An 18905-nucleotide genomic window follows, 5' to 3' on the forward strand; every position below is an offset into this window, starting at 1 on the left:
AAACGTCCTTCTGACATGGGCTCCAATGGCGGCTCAGGAACTACGCATTGGAGCCAGCCTGGGCGCCAGCGTCAAACCTGCCACAACAGGCTATTCTTCCTATAGGGAAGAATAACTGCAACGCCAATATCCGGCCCACTTCAAGAGCCCGATCACGCTGCTTGCCCGGCATCTCGGGCTCCTCCACAGCTTCTTTTGTTCGAGCAGAGAAGGCCTATATGTGGCAACTTTCCAGAATTTTCTATGGTAATATTACCAGTATGCAACAGATGATAGCACTCTAGAATAGATTGCGGAATGAAGTATGCTGAACCGCTTATTGGCAGGAGAAGGAAATGTTTCATCTCAACAGTCGCAGAAGCAAGACCATTGGAGCGCTTCTGGCCTGGCTGGTTATTGGCAGCCTCTGCTCACTGGCTATATTTATGTTGAGCCAGCATATGACCCTTGATACGAACATTCTCCCTGGTAGTTCAGTCATTGGTATCTTTTGCTCTTTTATCGCTCTGGTAGAAGTGGTCATGGTCTTACGAGTTCTCTTGCTCACGCGGCGGAGCTGGTGGCACTTTCTCGCCTTGCTCCTGCCCCTGGCGCTCATCGTCTCCTCTTTCACCATGGCAACAAGCTCTGTCCAGGAATATATCCTTTTGCAAGCCAGCGCAGCAGCATATAGCAACCTGCGAGAAATCTATGGACAAGCTATTGCGATGTGCTGGCTACAAATTTGGAGCGCGGTCACCGTCTATATCCTCTTGTGGTTCGCCGAGAAGAAGGTGTTACCACAGGTACCGCAGAGGCCCGCGTGGGTTATTCAGCGCACGCGCCGCGACCTTATGCGCTAAGCCGCTTCCTCCTCATCCCACCTGGCGAGCAGAGCCAACCCACAGGAGCCCGGAAATACATACGATCAGAAAGCTAACAGGAGTGTACCTGAACATGCCGGTTCACTCCTGCTCTCGGGCCAACTCTCAGGCCTCAGCCTGCGTATCTTTTAAACCGATCCTTGCCTGTAGCTCTCTGGCCACAGTATAAGGATCGCGCTCGCGCCTGGTAATCTCGTCGATAAGCCCATCCCATTCTTCCTCGCCTACCTCAGCCTTTAAGGCATCCATCACGGCATGGACGATCAGCGTTTGCAGCTCGCTGCGTACCTGGCGCTGGGCCCGTTGCGTCCACATACCGCTCTCTTGCAGATAGGCTTGATGCTGCTGAACGGCATCGGCCAACTGATCGACGCCCTGCTCCTTCATGGACGATGTTTTGATAATGGGAATGCGCCAGGACGCTTTGCGCCGTCCAGGATCAAGGCTGAGCAGCATAGCCAGCTCGGCCACCGTCTGATCGGCTCCGGGCTTATCCATCTTGCTGACCACAAAGATATCAGCAATTTCCAGAATGCCCGCTTTGATGGCCTGGATATCATCGCCCATCCCGGGCGCAACGACCACAAGAACCGTCTGCGCGGTACGCATCACTTCTACTTCCGCCTGGCCCGTACCTACCGTCTCAATGATAATCGGATCGTAGCCGGCGGCATCCATAGCCCGCACGACGTCGCGGGTTGAAGCAGCCAGTCCGCCCAGGCTACCCCGGCTGGCCATGCTGCGAATAAACACATTGGGATCGCCGGCGAGCTCCATCATGCGAATGCGATCGCCAAGAATAGCCCCACCACTGAAAGGGCTGGTTGGATCAACGGCCACGACTCCAACTTTATGTTCCCGCTTGCGTAGCTCGCGCACCAGCCGCGTCACAAGCGTACTCTTCCCGGCCCCAGGCGCACCCGTCACGCCAATGATATGGGCTCGACCGGCGTGCTGATGCAGTTCTGCCAGCACAGGCCGAATCTGCGGAGCTTCACTTTCGATCAGGGTAACCATGCGTGCCAGAGCGCGGCGATCTCCATTGAGGAGGCGTTCAACTATGTTACGCAAGTCACCTATACCTCAGTAGCCAGGCGGTCGGCCTGGATATTCTCACGCACAAACTTGATAATATCGTCGGTGGGCGTACCAGGACCAAAGCAACCTTTGATGCCCATGGCTTTTATGGCGGGAATATCCTCATCAGGGAGAATGCCCCCAGCAGCGACGAGTACATCATCTACATCATTCTGCTGCAAGAGCTCCATTATGCGGGGAAAGATAGCCATATGCGCGCCAGAAAGAATGCTCAAAAGTACGGCATCCACGTCTTCCTGGATCGCGGCCTCAACGATCATCTCGGGGGTCTGACGAATGCCTGTATAGATCACTTCCATGCCCGCGTCGCGCAAAGCACGAGCAATAACTTTTGCGCCGCGATCATGCCCATCCAGTCCCGGTTTGGCCACCAGAACGCGAATCGGACGAGAATCAGCCATAAAATTTGACTCCTTTGTCAACAAGCTTAGTAACAGTCGCCGACAGCCTTGCCTTATGAGCTGCCGCCGGCAACAGATAGGATAGCTGAGCCAGATACGGAAAACAGGGCCGGCGACGATTGCGCGTCCACCTACTCCACTCATCCAACGCTAAAAGATAAGGATGATAGGCGCAATCGCCCCTCTTCGAGCGCAGTAGCGTAAAGCTTACAAATATCCCGCTCCTGTTCTTCATATATTTCCTGTTCCTTCAATTCTACAACGGCGGTCTCTGGGCTGCAAGCGTGCATCAATAACTTTGCCCGTTTGCTAACCTGGAGGCGAAGCTCTCTATTCGTCATAGGAATAGGTAACTGTGCTAATACATGTTGTTCGATTTGTGGTTGTACCCATTTATAGGCGGTGGAGAGCACATAGACATATTCGCGCAACAGGCGCGAGTTGAGCAGCGCAAGCAAGAAATAGAGCTCATCCAGCGCGTTCGCAGCCGCCAGGCGCAAGTTGAGCAGATAGAGGGTTTGCAAGACGATATGCCCCTGCAAATCTAGTGTGGCCTGCAAGCGTCCCGTGCTCTTCACAATCAACAATTTTGGGGAAAGATAGCGCTCCAACGGCTTGACGACTCTCTCGCGAGCAATCCAGCATTGCCCAACAGGAATCTCATAGGGCCGAACGTCTACGCCACCGCGCAAGACCGGATACTCTTTGTGTCGATTGCTAAGTTTGTGCTGTAGCACCGGACTACCCTTGCCCAGCTCTTCACCGCGCCGAACTGAGACAAGTTCGCTCAAAGGTTGCAGGCTGGCGGGCCGGCCAGTATTTGCGGCTAAACAGAAATCAGTATGCAAACGATGTACTAGCTCGTCGGTCCTATCGCTCAGAAGATAGCGCAGCTCTGCCGCCGGTTGAATTGATAGAAAAGCTTGCGAAACCTGCCCTTGCTTCTGCATCGCGGCCGCATCTTTTGGCTCTGCAGCATAGGAGGATTGCCCGCGTATCCAGGCAATTTGATGAGTCCGGGCCGGAGCACGCTTCTGGGCAATTAAAACTGTAGCGCCAACGTATGCAGCAAAGACACCGGAGAGATGCCAGAGATGATGCACTGTCGTCTCTTTCAGCAAGCGCTGACGGGCCAGCGTCGCATTCGTGCGCGCAAGGACCGGATCTGGTAGCACAAGCCCGATCCAGCCATCAGGGCGGACAGTCTGCAAGGCAAGTTCGAGAAAGAGGAGATAGCTATCGGCCTGTCCCTTTTTATGCGTGGAACGATAAATGCTTAAATCGTTGTTTTTAGCAGCTAGATAAGGTGGATTGGCAAGAAAAAGATCTACAGTCTCGCCCTGCTCCCAGGGAAAGGCCAGGCCATCGGCTTGATGGATATGGAAATGCTGCTTACGTACAGGTATGGAGCTCTGCATCAGAGCCATACGCACTTGTGTCTCGGCCAGGAAACAGGCAATCGGATCGGTATCAAAACCCCATATGTTCCGTTGCACGCTTCTCAATAATACACGCTGGCCCGTACCTCGCTGCTCTCTAGAAGCCGCGAGGCGACGAGTGACGGCGCCAAGAAAATTTCCACTCCCGCAGGCCGGGTCAAGGACACGTATACATGAGAGATCTCTATCAGGTAGATAGCCACAAGCATCCAGGATCTGTTCAACCAGCTGTGGAGGCGTCGAGAAATGCCCACGCACTTTGCGCTCTCCTGGCGATAAACTGGCTTCATACCAATTCAGGATGTCAATTTGTATCATTCACCGCGCTCAAGACCCATCTTTCTCGTGCATAAGCTCTAGAGCCTCGCGAGCCGCCAGGCGACCCGCTTCCTTAATACTTGATGCCTGGCCTATTCCCAACAGAACGTCTTGTTCAAATACTCCTACCAGAAAGACACGATCGTTATTGCTGCCCCCCTGTTCCAGCACCTTATAGCGCGGCAAACAACCCGAACGCTGCAGCACGATCTTCTGCAAGCGCCCTTTGGGGTTGGCATCGAGCGTTTGCTGGCTGAGTGGCAGAACGACGGGCAGAATAATACGCGCGACGAACTCGCGGGCGGCCTCTGCTCCCTGGTCGATATGAATAGCCCCAACCAGAGCTTCCAACACATCGGCGCAGAGGGAATCACGCGAGCGCTCATTAAAGGTGCGCAGATTGGCAACATCAACGCGAATGTGAGGGAAGAGCCCGAGCTGCTGACCAATCTTAGCAAAGACACGACGACTGACAACCTCGGACTTCAGTGCTGTCATCTCACCTTCAGTGGCATCGGGGAAGGTACGATAAATATACTCCACGACATGCGCACTGATAATCGCATCACCCAGGAATTCGAGCGTATCATAGGAATCATGCACCGCTGTTGTCGAGCAGCATGAGTGATGAGTGATTGCCCGACGTAATAAAGAATGATCACGAAATGTGACCTGGAGCATTTTTTCTAATGCTATGAGGTTATCATCGATATCCATGTCTCCCATAATTCTTTATTATATCATCCCCATGGTTGAGATGACATAGCAAGCTCAGGACTTTTCTATTTCTGGTTTTCTGCTGTCTGAAGGCGTCAGGATAGAGGGAAAAAAGTTAGCTATTTAGATATGCAAGTATACTTGAATTAAAGGCCACCCAGTGCAAATATGTCTGAGTGGCCTTCTCATGTAAGGATATCAAAAATTGAAAAATGCTATTTTCTTCTATGCATATCGAACTACAGATGATGGATTTAGTTTATAATGAAGGGAACGAAACATATGTTCGTCATTGCAAGAAGGGCTGCACGCTCAACCCGGTTTGCAGTGCATAAAAATACTATATGCTTTCCCTCTAGGGGTAAATCGCCTATAGTAGCAAGGAATTTACGTCTTTGTGGGAGTTAGGTAATGTATTATCGGCGAAAGATTTTATTGGCCTTACTAGAAGCCTATGGTGGTTTCTTAACGAAAATAGACTGCCAGAAGCTAGTTCTTCTGTTTTGTCAACGCAGAGGAAAAAATTACTATGACTTCTTCCCCCATACCTCTGGCAACTTTAGCTTGATCCTGGCTCAAGACAAAAGCAGGCTCACAGCTTTAGGCCTGTTAACAGAGCATAGAGATTTTCAACTAAAAGATAACCCCTCTTATTTTGCCCAGCTTGAGCCGCAAGATCGTACGGTTTTGCGCTCCCTGATGGCAGAAATTGGTAACATACGAGGGGATGAGCTAATTCACAAAGTTTATTTAGAATTACCACACTACGTATCTCGCAGCCAGTTAGCTACACGCATATTAACGGAACATGAGTATGAGCAAATAAGCCGCACCTGGAAGCATGATCACACGCCCTGTTTATTTACTATTGGATATGAAGGATTATCTCTAGATGCCTATCTCGACCTGCTCATATCCCATGACATTGCTACGCTTGTCGATGTTCGCAAAAATCCCATCTCTATGAAATACGGTTTCTCTAAGAAGAGACTGGCTGATTATACCCAGTTTGCAGGCATCGACTATATTCATATTCCAGACTTAGGCATAGCCTCTAATTTAAGGCAACAACTAAACGATCCCGCCGACTACCAGAACTTATTTGCTTTCTATTCTTCACACATCTTGCCCGCTCACGCGCAGGCTCTTGAGCAACTGAAACAGATTGTATTTAATAAGGGGCGCGTGGCTATAACCTGCTTTGAGGCAGACCATCATTTTTGTCATCGGCACAAAATAACAGAATACTTAGAAACCGATCCTGGCTTTAACATACCAATTTCCCACTTACACAAGCATGAAGCATATATTACAATTATTTCATCTTCACCACCTAGCAATGGATTTTGGGAACAAAAAGCATTATATTCGTCTATATAATGTTTTTCTCTAGTTCCTGGAGGTGGAGAGTGTACTTACCTGATGAGATACCAGACGCTAAGGTTCTAATTACTGTTAAAACTTACCCTTTGCCTTCCAGTAAGTATGAAGAGCTAGTATGTACGGCTGGTTTTTTGAATAATGGTAAGTGGATTCGAATATATCCCATACCATTCAGGACACTATCTTATGAAAGTCAATACTCGAAGTATCATTGGATAACGCTTGATTTAGTACGTAACACCAGTGACTTTCGGCCAGAGAGTTACCGACCCAAACATGGTATTGAAAATATCAGGATCGGCCCAAAGATCGAAACAGGCAAAAATAGGGATTGGGCAGAACGTAAGCAATATGCCTTAAACGAGATTTTTTACTCAATGGATGATATCATCCAGCTAGCCAAAGGTAATGAACGAAAATCGCTGGCTACACTTAAGCCTCGCGAAATTGTTGATTTCGTCATAGAGCCGGATGAACGCGATTGGAAGCCGGAATGGCGAGATCAGTTGCTTCAATATAATCTGTTCGATCTTGATGAGCAAGGCCAAGGAAAACTCCGCCAGGTTATACCTAAGCTCCCCTACAAATACTTCTACAAACTCTTGTCTAAGGGAGATAAGAAACCACGAAAGATGATGGTCGAAGATTGGGAGTTAGGAGCTCTCTATTGGAATTGCTATCGCCGTCATGGAAAGGATGAAGCAAAGGCTAACGAACTCGTCAAGAAAAAATACCTCGATGAATTTTGCACCAAGGATTTACATCTCTTTGTTGGAACTACAAAGCAGTTTCACCTCATTTCACAAAACCCATTTGTCATTGTTGGAGTGTTTCCTCCACCCAAATTACAAACTCGCGATATAAAGCAAGCCGGATCAAGCAGTTTTACAGCAGAAGGAGTGCAGCAAAAACCTCTCTTCGAGTTTGACTGAACAAAGACAAAAAGGAGCGATCAGGGTTCCTACATTTTCATTTTGTCATTTCAAGTCAGGCAAACTCTCATAGGAGGCCCTGCTCGCGAGCGTAGATGGCCGCCTGGGTTCGATCCCGCAGGCCCAGCCGGCTGAGGATGCTTGAGATATGATTCTTCACTGTACCCTCACTGATAACCAGGCCCTGGGCTATCTCGCGATTCGTCGCGCCGCGAGCAATCAAGCGCAATACCTCTATTTCTCGCTCGGTTAAATCAAGCGTGCGCGCCCTATCCGCAGCAGTGCCCGCTGCTGCGGTCTGCGCCTGACTTGCCTGGGGTCGAGTCAATGAAGCCACCACTTTTCCGGCTACCGTAGGATCAAATTGATAGATATTCGTATGCACGGCCTGAATAGCTTTGGCCAGGTCGGGAGACGGAATATTTTTGAGCAGATAGCCGCTTGCCCCAGCGCGCAGAGCATCAACAATATACTCCTCGTCATCAAAAGTAGTAAGCATCAAGACTCGGCAGGCGGGCAGCTGTCTGCATATCTGCACAGTTGCCTCAACCCCATCCATATGGGGCATGCGTACATCCATTAATATGACATCGGGCTGCAGCGCTAATGCCTGCTCAAGCGCTTCCTGGCCATCAGCAGCGGCGCCAACCACTTCTATACCATCTTGAATGCTGAGCAGCGAAGCAATGCCATCGCGCATAAGACGTTGATCATCTACAACCAGAACGCGTATAGGAGCGGGTTGCGCAGCAGAATCTAGCATAGCCTTACCTCGGCAGATCACTTGGCGACAATGTGCAGCGGATCGTTAGGGATGATGACGCTCAGGCTTGTGCCCTGGCCGGGCTTGCTCTCTATTTGCAAGCCCCCGCCAATCAGCTCAAGGCGTTCCTGAATGCCGAGCAATCCATACCCTCCCTCACGTTCCGCACGATTATAGCGCAAGTGCATGGGATCAAAGCCACGGCCATTATCGCTAATCACAAGTTTAGCGTTCTGCAGCGAAAAATGCACAGCGATTTCGGCACGCGTAGCTTTAGCATGTTTCTGCATGTTCGTCAGACCCTCCTGGACCGCGCGATAGAGCGCCATTAAGCGCTGAGCCGAAAAGTCTTCAGCTTTTCCCATGATCTTAAGCTCAACTCGACAATGCTCGCTGGAGACATGATCAACAAGTTCTTGCAGAGCAATATTAAACGCTGGCAATTGCGGAGAGGTCCGCAGAGCGCTTACCGAGTGTCGCACGTCCTGCAAGGCTTCAGTGGCCAGGCGCCTGGCATCGTTGATGGCCTGATCGGCTTCATCTGGCCGCTTAGCCCGAAAGGCTTGCGCCTTCTCAAGCTGCACATTGATCACAGTTAAGTAATGGCCAAGCGTATCATGAATCTCGCGGGCCATCCGATTGCGCTCGCGGGTAGCCGCCAGCTCGGCTGCCTGCTCCGAGTAGACTTTGAGCTGCTGATGAGAGTTCTCTAGCTCGCTTAGCAATTGCTCGGTACATTCACGGCTTATCTGCTCTTTACGCATAGCATGAGCCATAGTTAAAGCAAAGATCAGACCCAGGCTAAAAGCCACAAAATAATGCACCTCTTCAAGATCATATAACCAGGCCCAACCGTGTAGAGAACGCTGTGCAAGATAGGCGATCCAGGCCAGAGCCGCCAACCAATAACAGGCTGGCCCCTTAAAATAACATCTGGCCAGAAAAGGGATTATGAGATAGAGAAAGGGGGAAAAAGCAAAATGCTCAATACAGGATATCACGCCAATAATGCCAATTCTTACAGCCAGCAGCAGGCTCGCCGGCAGCGGTGGGGGAATCTCGCCATAGAAGCGACACTCTAAGCGCTCTATGCTCAACAAAGCCGCGATACAGCCGATCATTAATCCCACATGCCAGAGAGGGTCACGCATACCACGATAGCAGAAGCTATAAAAATAAGGTATGAGGACACCTATATAGAGACTTGTCGAAACGAGATCGATGGGTTTCGGCAAAAGCCACCATGTCCAACGGTCTACAGATTGGGATTGCTGGCGCTCTAGCGCCATAGTTCCCAGCGTGGTAACTTCCTTTGTGCTCATAATCTCTCTACCTATGCTAAAGCCCGAGGTCGGCTATATGTACTCAGCGATAGTGTAGCAGAAGGCTTCTTCCCCCACAATATGCGGGAATTCACCCGCTTGAACTGTCAGAAGTCATATGACCTCTGGCTAGCATTTCTCGCTCTAGCCTCATAAAAACACTACTTTCTCCTCCCAAGAATAGCTCTTATGGTCTACGCGCCTTTCATGCTGCGCTGTTATACTTACACTACATAGTTTTATGAAGAAGTTTCTCTAAATGGCCTATGTCAGTAATTTTATATCATAGCGCTTGAAAGGACATAGTTTCATGGCAAGCTCTCTCTTGACGGCAGGAGATTCAGCCCTGGCAAAAAAGCAAGGAGCTTACATCGAAGGGCTTCGCTTCGATAGATTTATGATGGTGCTATCCTGCTGGTTTGCCGGTGGGCTCTATCTGGATGGCTGGGCCCATAGCCATGGCCAGGTTGATAAGACGTTTTTCACGCCCTGGCATGCCCTGCTCTATTCGGGATACGCAGCCATGGCTATACTGATTGTTACCGCTACCCTGATCAATCATAAGCGCGGCCGTTCCTGGTTCGAGGCGGTCCCAGAAGGCTATCAGCTCTCCTTATTTGGGGTACCGCTTTTCCTGGCCGGCGGCGTAGGAGATCTCATCTGGCACACGCTCTTTGGCTTCGAGGCCAACATTGATGCCCTGCTTAGCCCGACGCATCTTGTCCTGGCCGTTAGCGCCACTCTCATTATCAGCGGTCCCTTGCGAGCGGCCTGGCGACGCCAAGATAATGGCTCAATACAGAGTTGGGCAACACTCTTGCCGGCGGTCCTCTCGCTGGCGGCAATATACTTGATCCTTACCTTCTTTAGCGAATTTGCCACTCCTTTTACGAATACATGGATAGTCTCATCGGCCTACAGTGAAATTAATGCTGCGTCGGGAGCTGCGAGCATTTTGCTGCAAGGCGCGATCCTGGTAGGTTTGCTTTTGCTCTTCTTGCGCCGCTGGCAACTACTGCCTGGTATGTTAACACTGCTCTTTACGCTTGATATCGCCCTCATGAATGTGTTCAACAAGTTTTACCATTGGGAACCTGTCGTGATGATTGCCATCGCCGGGGTAGCCTGCGATATTCTGATCTGGCGCCTGAAGCCATCCATGCAGCGCATCGATGCTCTGCGCATCTTCGCCTTCCTGGTTCCCGTCATCTACTTCCTCTGCTTCTTTGCCTCGATTATTCTCGCTGGAAAGAGCATTACCTGGTCAATCCATCTCTGGCTCGGCGTGACGGTGATGTCGGGAATCGAGGGCTGGCTCTTGAGCTACCTGATTGCTTCGCCTGCGCTTCCGCAATCAGCTCAATAGGCGTTGCCAAATAGGATTTTGATAACGAGCAGAAAAATTTCTTCTGCTCGTTTCTGTGGCATGTGCGTAGGGCTGACATACTACAAGCCCGAAAAAACTAGCTTTCCCGCCCATAAGATTGCGATACTCTCTCCGCTCAAGCTACGCTATAATATATATGAAGAACAAGGCCGATATATGCTTTTACTCATGCGCCGCCTTATCGTATACTCGGCGCTCACATACAAGATCAGGAAAGTAGGCAACAATCCTACTATCAGCTTGCCTTGCTATCTACTTATTAAATCTATAAAGAGCACATTTTATACACACATGATCGATCAAGGCCAATGCGTGCACCACAGCAGGCGTCGACGGGCAAAAGTTACGCAGAGCCAGAAGCTCTCCGCAGCCCGCCTACTCTCAAGCCGTTTGAAAGCGACTGAAGCGCCAGTGACCCATATAGTCCGAAAAACGTAGCAACTAATGATCCATTACCCTGTACTTTGAGATATCAAACGAACAGCACGCCAATGGCTCCAACCAGAGCGATTAGATTGGAATAATTTTATGGCATCACGACTCTCACTGAAATATGGACAACGCCTGCTGTTCGCCTTGCTGCTTGCCCTCGTTCTATTTGTTCTCTTCCCTTCTATCAGCGAGGCGCACGCGGTCTTACTGCGCTCGGACCCGGCCCAAGGTGCTGTCCTCAGCGCAGCCCCAACCCAGGTACGCATGTGGTTTAGCGAGGATTTAAACCCTACCTTTAGCACGGCGGCGGTGGTCAACGCAGCCAATCAACGCGTTGATAGCGGCAATGCGCACGTTACTGGCACCGATCCACGCGAGATGGATGTTTCGCTGCAAGCCAATTTGCCGCCAGCCGTCTATATCGTGGCCTGGCGCTCACAATCGGCGGATGACGGTCATATCTTGAAGGGCTCTTTCACCTTTAGCGTGGCGCGCCCCGATGGCACGGTTCCCCAGTTGAGCGGCAATACTCAGTCCGGCCAGAACCTGCAGGGCGGCAATACAACGGATCTGGTCAGCGGTCAGCTTGATGCCGGAACCCTGCTTAGCTTTATTATGATTACGCTCGCAGACCTGGGGATTGTTTTCTGGGTTGGTGCGCAGCTCTGGCATACATTTGTGCAACAGGTCAGCGAGGCGGGGGATGCCGAGCAGAAAGCGCTCGAACAACAGGCAGAAGAGCGCTTTGCCAGATACCTTGCGATCCCGACACTCATTGTGCTCCTGCTTGCCAATCTTGGCATTCTGCTCGGACAGGCACTGACGATTACGGCGGGCCAGGCTGGACAGTTGCCCGCCACACTTGTAAAGCTGGCAGCTAATGGACACTTTGGAACCTTCTGGAGTATGCGCGAAATAGTTATCGTTTTGGCTATTATTCTTGCTGTGTTCAGCTTACTTAACAAGCGCCGCTCCGAGAATTTGAAGGGTCTGCTTTCCTGGGGCAATCTTTTGCTCGCGCTGGCCTTACTTATCGCCACATCGCTTTCCGGGCATGCAGCGGCGGTCAATAGCGACCTGTTGATCTTCGCCGTGCTCGCTGACTGGCTGCACTTGCTGGCTGCCTCGCTCTGGATCGGGGGCATGCTCTATCTCTCGCTGGCCTATCTGCCTGTGCTTAAGCGCTGCACACCTATTGAGCGAGCACGCGCCTTACTTGCCATCCTTCCCGGCTTCACGCCGCTGGCGGTTGCTGGCATCGTTATTATGGCGGCAACCGGTCCATTCAATGCCACTGTGCATATGACTTCCTGGGAGCAACTCCTTAACACGCCTTACGGGCGCACGCTCGACCTTAAGGTGCTGCTCGTGGTCATCTTGCTCCTAGTTAGCGCCTTCCATCTCTGGATCTTACGGCCTCGCCTGCGCAATGACTATAAGAAGTATGTAGAGGCCCACAACCTACTACAGGCCAGCACGGAAACTGAGCAAGAGCCACTGGACGAGAAGCGATCTCAGCCAAAAGCGCAGGTGAGATGGTTGGAGGCCACAGTGAGCCGGCAAGGCGCAACGCTGAGCCGCGTGCTGCGTTGGGAGCCCTTGCTTGGGGTAGCCGTGCTGGTCTGTACCGGCCTGCTAAGCGTCTTCGCGGGAACACTTCAGCCAGCGCTTCCCCAGGGAGCGCCGTCAGGCGCGCCGGCTCCCACCAGACCCTTTATCACAAACGTAAAAACCAGCGATAATAAATTTACTGTCCAGCTCAATGTCACACCTAACCGTTTCGGCAGCAATGTCTTTACGGTCACCGTCCTGGATAGTAGCAATAAACCCGCTACCAACGTCGGCGTTGTGATCGACACCTCAATGCTTGACATGGATATGGGAACAGATACCATCGATTTACAGCCTGATGGTAAGGGTCATTTCAGTGCCAGTGGAAATTTAAGCATGGGCGGACACTGGCAGCTTCGCATTCAAGTCCGTACGCCTGACAATACGCTTCATGAGGCGCGAGTCAAGATGTTCACGCCTTTCTAAGCCAACGTTTTAATGCTGAAAATACATGAAATAGGGGCAGTTATGGAAATACACCAGTCAACGCAGAAGCGAAGGAAGCGCAAAATACTTCCCTTCGCCCTCATTACTGGCGGATCGGCAAGCGTAGCCGCAAGAGTTGCCCTTGCCCTTTCCCTGAGCGCCTTTCTCATTGCCTGCAGTAGCGGTACCCAGAGCGGCACCCTCGCAGCGACGCCGACAGTAGTGCGCGTCAATGGTTTCGGTGGCACAGATAATCACGTCCACTCTTTACTTGCTTTACCGGGCAAGGTACTCATACTAGCCACTCATTATGGCTTATTTCGTTCCAGCGACAATGGTGAGCACTGGACCATGGTAGCGGCAGGTCCCGGCCAAATAATGGATGGCTTAATGACCGATTCGCTGGTAAGCAGCGAGCTCAATCAGCAGCGCCTCTACGTCCTGACCCAGATTGCGGTCAACCATCCTAAGGGGACAATTGGACTTTACACCAGCGCGGACCAGGGTCGCACCTGGAAGCTAGCCGTCGATCAGGCCAGCGTTGGAAGCATTTTCTTTGTGCAGCCGGGCAACGATAATCCAGACGAGGTATACATTTACCTGCCCGACCTGGGACCACTCGGGCTCAAAGTGAGCCTGGATGCCGGACAGCACTTTTCGCCTACTGGTAAACTTCCCTTCGCGCGCATCTTTGGCCTGCTCGCCATTCCAGGAACTTCAGGGCAGCTTCTCGTCTACGGTAACGATGGCATGGCCCGCAGCAGCGATGGTGGCATACACTGGGAAGTCATCAAGGACACAAAGGGAGGCATCTTTGATCTTGCCACCTCTGGTCCACATAGCCCCATCTATGCTTCAGGGGATGCCGGGATTTATGTCTCCCAGGACCAAGGCAAGAGCTTCTCATTGATCTATACAAAGGCCTCGTATGGGGCGCTTGCTTGCTCACCAACTCAGTCACAGGAAATCTATGGCAAGACTGGAACAGGCATCTATAGCAGTAGCGATGGCGGCCATACCTGGCAAAAGCTTCCTCCCATCAAGGGAAACTTGCAAAGCCTTGCCGCAGATCCCCAGAACCCATCCCGGCTCTATCTCGCGCTCTCCTATCCAAGCGAGGTATATAGCTATGACAAAGCCGGCAACACATGGACATCGCTCACACCAAAGCCATAGGAAGGGTATACAGCTATAATATTATGTTTATACGTCTCTACCGTTGGTTCGTAATTCTTTTGCTAGCGCTTTTTTTCGCATGTATGGCGACACCTGCTCACGCCGATGGGGGAGCACCCAATCTGGCCTATGTCGCAGGGGGAAACCAGGGCGTTAGCGTGATCGATGTGGCCCAACAGAAAGTGGCCCGCAACATTGGTATCGCCGGCGAGCCCCATACTATTTTGCTTAGCCTGGATGCTCGCTTCCTCTTTGTCACGCAGCCGCAGCTCAACCGCCTGACGATTCTTGCCGCGAAAACAGGCGAGACAATCTGCAGCGTAAACGTGGCGGGACAGCCGAGCCTGCTCGCCCTCGATGCTAACTTTAATAAGCTCTTCACGGCAGGAAATGGGGCTTCCAGCGTAAGCGAAATCGATCCAACTAACTGCGCGATCAAGCACACCTTCCAGACCTCAGGACCGGTCTATGGCCTGGCCGTCGCCGCAGTTGGCTCAGCCGCATCCGGGAGCAGCGGCAATCAGCTCTGGATTGCCTCCGGCAACGCGCTCACCGTCTTTGACGATAGCAAATACAACCAGATCGCTACTGTCAATATTGCGGATGGCCCGCGCTATGTCTCGATCCCGCCCGGAGCAACTGTCTATGCCACAACCCAAAAAGGCGATGTGGTCGCCATTGATCTCAATAGCCGCAAGGTTATTCCCCTGATCAGTGGCGGCAAATATGGTCCTATGGACTTCAACGAGGTTACCGGGGAAATCTATGTGCCGGATCAGCAGCATAATAAACTGATTGTGCTGGCTCCGGTCAACGCTGGCTTTCCCCCACCCCACGAGCCAAGTCGCAGCTATGATCTGGGGGTCGAGCCCGAATCGGTAGCCATCACTAACGATGGTCAGCTTGGCTTCGTCGCGCTTGCCGGAGGCGATGTCGCCATGCTAGATCTACCCGGGCACGAGCTTATCAATACAATCCACGTCGGTGGCGCTCCGCGCTTTATCATTACCGGGATGTACCCTCCAGCAGTAGGCACAACGCCGCAACAGGCCTCTATCTGGGGCACCGTGGCCAACGTTGCAGCCTACGTGCTGGTCATTGGGCTTCTCATTATCCCCATCTTTCTATTTAGAAAATATGCTAAAGCGCGCTCCACAGATGACAAAAAGAGCTCATAGGTAGTCTTGCAGAAAGGAGCAGGCGGCACAAGCACATCATTCTTTCGTCGTCTGCTCCAGGATCTCCGGGATTCTTTCAAGCATGCGCCGAGCGACGCGAGTAGTGACCAGGTAGTAAAAGGCAGCGCTATACACCAGGGTCAGGGGGACGGAGATAGACCAGATCCAGCGGGCATCAAAGATAACAGGAAGCACCAGCGCCGCCGCTACCGGCAAGAGGATAACGGCCATGGCAACAAACGAGGCCAGCGACATTACGGCGCGCAAGCATCCGCCCTCGGCCGAAACATTTGTCGCCGTCGTCATCCCCCGCCGTGCCTGCCGCAGGCGTTGAGGCAGAAAGACCGAAGTAAAGTTTCCACAGCCAAGCATTGCCCCAATACCGGCCAGCCCGACAACCAGGGCCGGCAAGACCATATGCCAGGCATGCGAGACAAACGCGGCAAGCAGAACCAGCACAATCACCTCTACGCCACCGATTAACAAGACCACAATGTTCTTGGCGAAGAGGATATATTCCGGGCGCACCGGGAACAGAAACAGCGTAGTCAGGCTTTGCCGCTCAAAACCCAGCACATTATAAGAAAGCATATACAGCGAGAAAAACACATATGCTGGTGCAATCAACACGGCCCAGTCCCCCAGCCTGCTGACGCCTCCGCGCCCACCAGAGTTAAAGAGCGTAATGACGACCAGGACAGCCATAGAGATGATTGACTGTACAAACATTGCCTGCAATTGGGGATCGCGACGCAAGTATTTTAGATCTTTGAGCACCATAGCACGCACCGGCGCCGCCAGCAAAGCGCTCCCAAAGGCGACCTGCCGTGCAGCACGGCCCGTGCCGCTCCCCGACACGCGTGCAGGCATGCGCCGCTGAGTATTCCCCACCTCTGGCGTACTCAGGCTACGCTCCACAACAAGCTGCCAGAGATAAAGCACGATAATACCGATTACCAGCAAGACGGCCAGCCAGAGCAGAGCAGCGCCCCAGTTCCCGGCAAGCGCTTGCTCAATGGCCTGCGCGGCCATCCCAGGCGGCAACCACTGCAGATATGGCGAAAAGACGCGATGAAAGAGGGCATCGATGAGGTTGTTAGCGCCAAGGCCACGCGCCGCCACCTGCAGAAAGAGATAGCCGCCAGATGAGAAAAGGGCTAGCAGGATAATGCTAAGATCGCGGAAACGCCGGCTCTGCAAGACGCGCATCAGCAAAGCCAGCACCAGTTGACTGATCCCTACCACCTGAATATAAAAGATCAGCATAGCCAGGACAGCGAAGAGCGCCAGAGGCACGGATGAGGCCCAACCGGCTATCACCGCCGCGAATATGAGCAGAAGCCCGATTGTCGGTATATCCAGGAAAGTTGAAAACAACAGGCTGACCATCAACTCGGCCCGCGAGAGTGGAAATAGCACGAGTTTAGAGAGGTCCAGGCCTTCGTTGATGTTAAACTCTAGCAGTGGCAAGACGATCCAGAGCAGGTAAACGCCAGTTAGAACCAGGAAAAGGCTCTCAATATTGGCGGGCGAAGGTAGGTAGCGATAGGCCAGATAGGTCAGGACAGCGATACCTCCGATGAGAGGCAGGCCAAACAAGACCAGGAAGATTGTACCGATGATATGGCTTATCCGTCCGGGGCGGCGCGTAAAGCCTCGGGCAAACATTTTCCAGCGCAGCCAGAAGAGCCAGCGCAGCTTTTCAGTATGAATAATCACAGCACTCCTCTATTCCAGCCAGCTCAAATTATGATTCTCGTTCTGCACACCGATAGCATGCAGGAAAATCTCCTCAAGGGTAGCATCTTTATCCTCGCCCTGGGCCCGCTCGCGCAATTCCTGCAGCGTCCCCTCGGCAACGAGCATCCCCTGATTGATAATACCAACGCGCGTACAGAGCCGCTCCACCACCTCCATAATATGCGAGGAGAAAAAGATAGTGGTGCCGCGCCTCGTCAAATCGTGAAGAATGTCGCGCACCACCCGCGAGCTCACGGGATCAATGCCCTCAAACGGCTCATCAAGAAAGAGCACTTGCGGGCGATGGAGAATAGCGGCAGCCAGGGCCACCTTTTTGCGCATCCCCACCGAATAATCGACGATCAGCTTATCGGCATCATTGCGCAGATCAAGAACCTGTAATAATTCTTCAGTCCGCTTATGCACATCGCTATCGGCTACCCCATACATATGTCCGGCAAACGTGATAAATTCCCGGCCAGATAAACGCTCGTAGAGATTGAGGTGCTCAGGTAAGACGCCCATCAGCGCCCGCGCCTGCTGCGAATCTTTCCATACATCTACGCCACCCACCTGGACCGAGCCAGAGGTCGGGCGCAGCAACCCTACCATCATTTTTATCGTTGTGGATTTGCCAGCCCCGTTAGGGCCTAGAAAGCCGAAAAATTCGCCAGGGCGGACGGCTAGATTGAGATTCTGCACGGCCACCTTCTGCCCGAAAGTACGTACCAGATTATGCGTCACAATGGCATATGCCACTTCTTGACTACCAGTCAGTCCAGAAGGCGCCTGCTCAACAGAGCGGGCAGAAGAAAAAGAATTTTGCTCAGGGAATGTGGCCATCCTATCTTCCTTTATCAGGTCGAGTTACTCTAACTTAGCTATCCATCTCGATAAGTTCAAGCAAGCTGAGAGAAGAAAAAAACTGTTAGCTTGTCCTCTTTTCAAGATGCAAATGTTGAAATATAACTATATGCTATAGCAAGAATAGCATATAGTTATAGCCCTTGTCAAGTAAACCTTCCGAAAACGTAATTATCGCATATTCCGTAAAAGGCAGGGAAGCCAAAAGCGCAGTAATCGTAGCACAAGGCGAAAATATATCACGCTTTGCAAAACCTGCAAAGCGCGAAAATAACGAGTGAAAGCAAAGAACTCACAGTTAACGCTTATAGAGCACGCTATAAGCGCATTGACCCAAGTAGTTGTTGCTAGCTTGGTCGGCAGACAGAACGCCGCAACAGCCTTGTAGAGTTCCCTAATTCATCCACTCGCCAGGAGGAACACGTACGCCACCGTTGCGATCCTTAAGAATCTTTGCATCGGCAGCCAGGCGCTGAGGAAGTTCTGAAACGTTAATACGATGCCAGTATGCAGCCGGGAAAAGTCCGAGGCCCACAGCGAGCGCCGCCCCAATATCGGCCCGATTAATAGGCACGCCAGCCGGGAGATGGAGCGGCACTTGTGTAATGACTTCCATTCTCCACAACAGCGCTACCGTAAAAATCACCAGCTCGACGACGCAAGCGGCGGCATAGGACAGGACTTCCCTCTTTGGCCGCTTGCGATACACGATAGCCAGCACAACATTCAGGATAATTAAAAAGCCGGTAATCCATAGCGTAATAAAGGCAAGCTGTATTGGTCGTAAATGGAACAGTCCTCCTCCATTACTCACCAGGATACCAAATGAGACTAAAGAGACCAGGTTGATCAACG

The 18905-nt window shown here is 51.8% G+C and carries 17 protein-coding genes; 7 read left to right on the top strand and 10 right to left on the bottom strand.

Annotation, left to right across the window (positions count from 1 at the left end):
• Positions 1-40 precede the first annotated feature (40 nt).
• Positions 41-172 carry a hypothetical protein gene (locus EPA93_RS50480; protein ID WP_277988668.1) on the bottom strand — a complete coding sequence of 44 codons (132 nt, stop codon included), beginning with the start codon at positions 170-172 and terminating at the stop codon, positions 41-43.
• A 163-nt stretch (positions 173-335) separates the two neighbouring features.
• Here EPA93_RS50480 and EPA93_RS26120 point away from each other — a divergent pair, with 163 nt between their 5' ends.
• Positions 336-842 carry a hypothetical protein gene (locus EPA93_RS26120; protein ID WP_129890326.1) on the top strand — a complete coding sequence of 169 codons (507 nt, stop codon included), beginning with the start codon at positions 336-338 and terminating at the stop codon, positions 840-842.
• 126 nt (positions 843-968) lie between these two features.
• Here EPA93_RS26120 and meaB read toward each other — a convergent pair whose 3' ends face one another.
• From meaB to rnc, 4 genes are all read right to left on the bottom strand, one after another.
• The gene (gene meaB / locus EPA93_RS26125) at positions 969-1934 is read right to left on the bottom strand and encodes a methylmalonyl Co-A mutase-associated GTPase MeaB (RefSeq protein ID WP_129890327.1); all 966 of its coding nucleotides are present in this window, start codon (positions 1932-1934) and stop codon (positions 969-971) included.
• A gap of 5 nt (positions 1935-1939) precedes the next feature.
• The gene (locus EPA93_RS26130) at positions 1940-2362 is read right to left on the bottom strand and encodes a cobalamin B12-binding domain-containing protein (protein ID WP_129890328.1); all 423 of its coding nucleotides are present in this window, start codon (positions 2360-2362) and stop codon (positions 1940-1942) included.
• Positions 2363-2502: 140 nt separating this feature from the next.
• Positions 2503-4119, bottom strand: coding sequence for an N-6 DNA methylase family protein (locus EPA93_RS26135; protein WP_129890329.1), 1617 nt, complete (start codon positions 4117-4119; stop codon positions 2503-2505).
• 9 nt (positions 4120-4128) lie between these two features.
• Complete coding sequence (gene rnc / locus EPA93_RS26140) at positions 4129-4836, bottom strand: ribonuclease III (protein ID WP_165423399.1); 708 nt, start codon at positions 4834-4836, stop codon at positions 4129-4131.
• A gap of 411 nt (positions 4837-5247) precedes the next feature.
• Between rnc and EPA93_RS26145 the strand changes: the two genes are divergently transcribed.
• Both EPA93_RS26145 and EPA93_RS26150 read left to right on the top strand, forming a co-directional pair.
• Positions 5248-6216 carry a DUF488 domain-containing protein gene (locus tag EPA93_RS26145; RefSeq protein WP_129890331.1) on the top strand — a complete coding sequence of 323 codons (969 nt, stop codon included), beginning with the start codon at positions 5248-5250 and terminating at the stop codon, positions 6214-6216.
• 29 nt (positions 6217-6245) lie between these two features.
• Positions 6246-7151: a hypothetical protein gene (locus EPA93_RS26150; RefSeq protein WP_129890332.1), complete on the top strand. Its 906-nt coding sequence runs from the start codon at positions 6246-6248 to the stop codon at positions 7149-7151.
• Between the two features lie 67 nt (positions 7152-7218).
• Here EPA93_RS26150 and EPA93_RS26155 read toward each other — a convergent pair whose 3' ends face one another.
• Both EPA93_RS26155 and EPA93_RS26160 read right to left on the bottom strand, forming a co-directional pair.
• Positions 7219-7914 carry a response regulator gene (locus tag EPA93_RS26155; protein ID WP_129890333.1) on the bottom strand — a complete coding sequence of 232 codons (696 nt, stop codon included), beginning with the start codon at positions 7912-7914 and terminating at the stop codon, positions 7219-7221.
• Positions 7915-7931: 17 nt separating this feature from the next.
• Complete coding sequence (locus EPA93_RS26160) at positions 7932-9236, bottom strand: sensor histidine kinase (RefSeq protein ID WP_129890334.1); 1305 nt, start codon at positions 9234-9236, stop codon at positions 7932-7934.
• A gap of 310 nt (positions 9237-9546) precedes the next feature.
• Between EPA93_RS26160 and EPA93_RS26165 the strand changes: the two genes are divergently transcribed.
• From EPA93_RS26165 to EPA93_RS26180, 4 genes are all read left to right on the top strand, one after another.
• A complete protein-coding gene (locus EPA93_RS26165) occupies positions 9547-10602 on the top strand; it encodes a hypothetical protein (RefSeq protein WP_129890335.1) in 1056 nt (351 codons plus the stop codon).
• Positions 10603-11151: 549 nt separating this feature from the next.
• The gene (locus tag EPA93_RS26170) at positions 11152-13092 is read left to right on the top strand and encodes a copper resistance protein CopC (RefSeq protein WP_129890336.1); all 1941 of its coding nucleotides are present in this window, start codon (positions 11152-11154) and stop codon (positions 13090-13092) included.
• Positions 13093-13134: 42 nt separating this feature from the next.
• The gene (locus tag EPA93_RS26175) at positions 13135-14268 is read left to right on the top strand and encodes a sialidase family protein (RefSeq protein ID WP_129890337.1); all 1134 of its coding nucleotides are present in this window, start codon (positions 13135-13137) and stop codon (positions 14266-14268) included.
• Positions 14269-14291: 23 nt separating this feature from the next.
• Positions 14292-15446, top strand: a complete 1155-nt coding sequence (locus tag EPA93_RS26180; protein ID WP_129890338.1) for a YncE family protein — start codon at positions 14292-14294, stop codon at positions 15444-15446.
• Between the two features lie 36 nt (positions 15447-15482).
• Here the strand turns inward: EPA93_RS26180 and EPA93_RS26185 are convergent, their stop codons facing one another.
• The 3 genes from EPA93_RS26185 to EPA93_RS26195 form a co-directional block, all read right to left on the bottom strand.
• Positions 15483-17165, bottom strand: a complete 1683-nt coding sequence (locus EPA93_RS26185; RefSeq protein WP_129890339.1) for a putative ABC transporter permease subunit — start codon at positions 17163-17165, stop codon at positions 15483-15485.
• A gap of 9 nt (positions 17166-17174) precedes the next feature.
• On the bottom strand, positions 17175-18029 hold the full coding sequence (locus EPA93_RS26190; protein ID WP_129890340.1) for an ABC transporter ATP-binding protein: 855 nt from the start codon (positions 18027-18029) through the stop codon (positions 17175-17177).
• Between the two features lie 415 nt (positions 18030-18444).
• Positions 18445-18903, bottom strand: coding sequence for a hypothetical protein (locus EPA93_RS26195; protein ID WP_129890341.1), 459 nt, complete (start codon positions 18901-18903; stop codon positions 18445-18447).
• Positions 18904-18905: the final 2 nt, after the last annotated feature.

It is taken from the genome of Ktedonosporobacter rubrisoli (assembly GCF_004208415.1).
Classification (GTDB): Bacteria; Chloroflexota; Ktedonobacteria; order Ktedonobacterales; family Ktedonobacteraceae; genus Ktedonosporobacter; species Ktedonosporobacter rubrisoli.